At 71.0% G+C, this 3,559-nt stretch carries 5 protein-coding genes and 1 tRNA gene; 4 read left to right on the forward strand and 2 right to left on the reverse strand.

All coding sequences use genetic code 11. The features are described from left to right. The first annotated feature begins 404 nt into the window (after window positions 1-404). From I5E_RS20820 to I5E_RS00840, 4 genes are all read left to right on the forward strand, one after another. On the forward strand, window positions 405-740 hold the full coding sequence (locus I5E_RS20820; protein WP_307157415.1) for a MarR family winged helix-turn-helix transcriptional regulator: 336 nt from the start codon (window positions 405-407) through the stop codon (window positions 738-740). Window positions 741-809: 69 nt separating this feature from the next. Next, complete coding sequence (locus tag I5E_RS00830; RefSeq protein WP_022905332.1) at window positions 810-1,028, forward strand: hypothetical protein; 219 nt, start codon at window positions 810-812, stop codon at window positions 1,026-1,028. A 52-nt stretch (window positions 1,029-1,080) separates the two neighbouring features. Further along, complete coding sequence (locus tag I5E_RS00835; RefSeq protein WP_022905333.1) at window positions 1,081-2,175, forward strand: alkene reductase; 1,095 nt, start codon at window positions 1,081-1,083, stop codon at window positions 2,173-2,175. Window positions 2,176-2,536: 361 nt separating this feature from the next. Then, window positions 2,537-2,908 (forward strand): hypothetical protein, encoded by a 372-nt coding sequence (locus tag I5E_RS00840; RefSeq protein ID WP_022905334.1) that lies wholly within the window; start codon window positions 2,537-2,539, stop codon window positions 2,906-2,908. 68 nt (window positions 2,909-2,976) lie between these two features. Here I5E_RS00840 and I5E_RS00845 read toward each other — a convergent pair. Together I5E_RS00845 and I5E_RS00850 are read right to left on the reverse strand one after the other, a co-directional pair. Next, window positions 2,977-3,049, reverse strand: a tRNA-Arg gene (locus I5E_RS00845). Window positions 3,050-3,137: 88 nt separating this feature from the next. Continuing rightward, window positions 3,138-3,559, reverse strand: a 422-nt coding sequence (locus tag I5E_RS00850; RefSeq protein WP_022905335.1) for a dienelactone hydrolase family protein, incomplete at its 5' end; no start/stop codon positions are given.

Here is a 3,559-nt window from a genome sequence, read left to right on the forward strand (position 1 = left end):
CATCGTCGCTGTCGTGCGACAGCGACGATGTCGTTCCAGCTCANCAAACTNGNAAAAACCGCGCCTCCTGTGCGTCGCGGCCGGCGCCCGTCTGCCGAGCCGGAACGACATCGTCGCTGTCGCACGACAGCGACGATGTCGCCACTCCGCGCGTGCAACAGTTGCGTCCGCCCACGAGCGACAGGACCGATGTCGTACGACGCCGACGATGTCGCAGGTTGCACGCGCGGAGCCCCCCTCTCACGCAACCACCCCCGCACCCGCCACTCGTTCGCGCACGAACAGTACAGTGGACGGATGACCGAGACCGACGTCGACCCGCTCGCCCTCGACCGCCAGCTCTGTTCGCGCTCGCGGCCACGAGCCGGAGCGTCATCGGGCTCTACCGCGACCTGCTCGAGCCCATGGGCCTGACGCACCCGCAGTACCTCGTGATGCTCGCCCTGTGGGAGCAGGACCCGCGATCGGTGCGCGAGATCGCCCGCGAACTCCGCCTCGACTCCGCGACCCTGAGCCCGCTGCTCAAGCGCCTCGAGGCCTCCGGGTACGTCCGCCGCACCCGGAGCACGACGGACGAGCGCCAGCTCGAGGTCTCCCTCACCGTCGCCGGGCGCTCCCTGCGCGAACAGGCCCGGGCGGTCCCCCTCGCAGTCGCCGACCGCCTCGGCTGGCCGCTGGAACGCCTCGAAGCGCTGAAGGACGAGCTCACCGAACTGCTCGAGCGCGTCGACGCGGTGTGACCGATCCCGGGATCGGCGATGTGCTCCGCAGCCGTTCGTGGCACAATGGTTCGTGTACGAACGAAAGGGATGACCATGGGTCGCTTCGGGCAGTGGTACGAACGGTGGAACAGCACCCTCATCGCCAAGATGGGTCCGTCGCAGATCGGCGCCGGGCACCCCGAGGGCGTCGACGACCGCACCGTCGACCGCGGTTGCCCGATCTGCGGCCAGCCCCTCTCGCTGCACCAGGTGATCCGACCCGAGGGCCAGGTGCGCTCGTCGACGCTCGTGTGCCCCAGATCCTGACGATCCGCACGGAGCGGGAATTGCACACGGCAACACCTCGTTCCATCCCCGCGTGAAGCTCTTCGAACCCGCCGAACTCGGCGCACTCCCCCTGTCGAACCGCATCGTCATGGCGCCCCTCACGCGCACCCGCGCGGGCGAGCACGGCATCCCGAACGACCTGCTCGTCGAGCACTACGCCCAGCGCGCCGGCCTCGGCCTCATCGTCACCGAGGGCACCTGGCCCGTGCAGGAAGGCCGCTCGTACCCCGGCCAGCCCGGCATCGAGACCGACGAGCAGATCGCCGGCTGGCGCCGCGTGGCCGACGCCGTGCACGCCGAGGGCGGCCGCATCGTGATGCAGCTCATGCACGGTGGCCGCGTCTCCCACACCGCCATCTCCGCCACCCCGCGCATCGTCGCGCCGTCGGCGATCGCCGCTCCGGGGCAGACCCACCTGCCGGACGGCTCGAAGGCCGACATGCCCGTCCCGCACGCCCTGACCACCGACGAGGTCCACGAGGCCGTGCAGGGCTTCGTCCGCGCCGCCCGCAACGCGATCGCCGCCGGACTCGACGGCGTCGAGGTGCACGGAGCGAACGGCTACCTCGTGCACGAGTTCATGTCGGCAGCGTCGAACACGCGCACCGACGAGTACGGCGGCTCGCCCGAGAACCGCGCGCGCTTCGCGATCGAGGTCACGACCGCCGTCGCCGAGGCCATCGGCGCCGACCGCACCGGCATCCGCCTCTCCCCCGAGCACGGCATCCAGGGTGTCGTCGAGAGCGACCCGGCGGACGTCCACGCGGTCTACACCGCCGTCGCCGAGGGCCTCGCGCCGCTCGGCCTCGCCTTCGTCGACATCCTGCACGCCGAGCCGACCGGCGACCTCGTGCAGCACATCCGTCGCACGGCGGGCGCTCCGCTCGTCGCCAACTCCGGCTTCAGCGCGCTGACGACCCGCGACGAGGCGATCGCCCTCGTCGAGGGCGGTCACGCAGACGCCGTCGGGGTCGGTCGTGCGGCGATCGCGAACCCGGACCTCGCGTACCGCTGGGAGCAGGACACCGAGCTCAACGAGCCGCGTCCCGAGTTCTTCTACGGCGCGACGGCCGAGGGCTACACCGACTACCCGACGCTGGCCGAGGCGCGCGCGCAGGCTGCGTAGTCGACGCGGCTGCGTGACGGACGGGAGGCGCGGTGCCAGCTGGCATCGCGCCTCCCGTCCGTCCGCGACGAAGTGCGCGGCGGAACGACGAAGGCCCCGTCGCGGTGCGACGGGGCCTTCATTCGGTTCGGTGGTGCTGTGCGCTCGAAGGGACTCGAACCCCGCTGGCGGGTTCGAGAGCCCAGCTGCCCTCGCGACGTTCGTGCGGGAGGACCTCGGCGCACTCCCTCCGGTTGCCGGAGCCGCTGGCCTGAACGACACACGGCCGTGCGAGACTCAGCTCGTGACGCGGGCGAGTGAACGGGTGGCCGAGGAATACGCACGGCTCGAGCAGGAACGTCGACGTGGTCGGGGCGCGCGCGTGGAACGTCGGGTTGCGCTCGGCGCCGTCCTGGTCCTCTGCGCCGTCCCGGTCGCGTTGCTCGTGAACCTCGTTTCCACCCTTCGGCTCTTCGACGACAACGTCGAGGGACCGGCTGCGATCCGGACGTACGAGGGCCTGCTCGTGCTCGGCGTCGTCGCGTTCCTCGCCGCGCTGGTCACCGGGGTCCGACGGGGTCGGCGCGTGGTGGTCGTCGTCGCGCTGGTGATGGTGCCGATCGTCCTCGCCGCGGGGTACGTCGGCCAGGTGCCGCAGGGCCGGTGGCACCTTCCGGACGACTCCCCCGGTCCCCGCAGGGACGTCCCCGCCTGCTTCAGCGGCACCGACAGCTGCGCGGAGTACGGCGGGTAGGCCGTCCGGCGGAACGACGAAGGCCCCGTCGCGGTGCGACGGGGCCTTCATTCGGTTCGGTGGTGCTGTGCGCTCGAAGGGACTCGAACCCCCAACCTTCTGATCCGTAGTCAGATGCTCTATCCATTGAGCTACGAGCGCGTGGCCTTGCGGCCGTGGAAGACTCTACAACAGCTGCGGCTCGGGCGCCAATCGAGGCCGCCCGAGCGCCCCCGTCAGCGCGTCGGCCTCAGTGCGCGGCGAGCTCATCGTCGAAGACCTCGGCGAGGAACACCTCGAGAGCACGCCACGAGCGGCGGTCGGCGCGTGCATGGTAAAGAGCACCATGGTCAGGCGCGTCCGTCCCGGGCACCGCGAAGGCGTGCATGGCGCCGGCGTAGCTCACGAGATGCCAGTCGACCTCGGGTGCAGCACGCATATCGTCATCCCACGCGACGACGGTCTCGTCGGGGACGACCGGGTCGGACGCACCGGTGAGCACCAGCAGTTTCGCGCGGATAGCGGAAGCGTCGGAGGGGTCGTGCACGATGAGGCCACCGTGGAACGACACCGCGCCGACGAGGTCGGCTCCGGTGCGTGCGAGTTCGAGGGCCGCGGATCCCCCGAAGCAGTACCCCATCACGACGACCTTGTCGGGTCGACGTCGGGGTC

Origin of the sequence: Curtobacterium sp. B18 (genome assembly GCF_000333375.1) — a bacterium.
GTDB lineage: Bacteria > Actinomycetota > Actinomycetes > Actinomycetales > Microbacteriaceae > Curtobacterium.

Coding starts and splice junctions, on each gene's coding strand:
- I5E_RS20820 (WP_307157415.1), top strand. CDS start 405: ATGGGCCTGACGCACCCGCAGTACCTCGTGATGCTCGCCCTGTGGGAG.
- I5E_RS00830 (WP_022905332.1), top strand. CDS start 810: ATGACCATGGGTCGCTTCGGGCAGTGGTACGAACGGTGGAACAGCACC.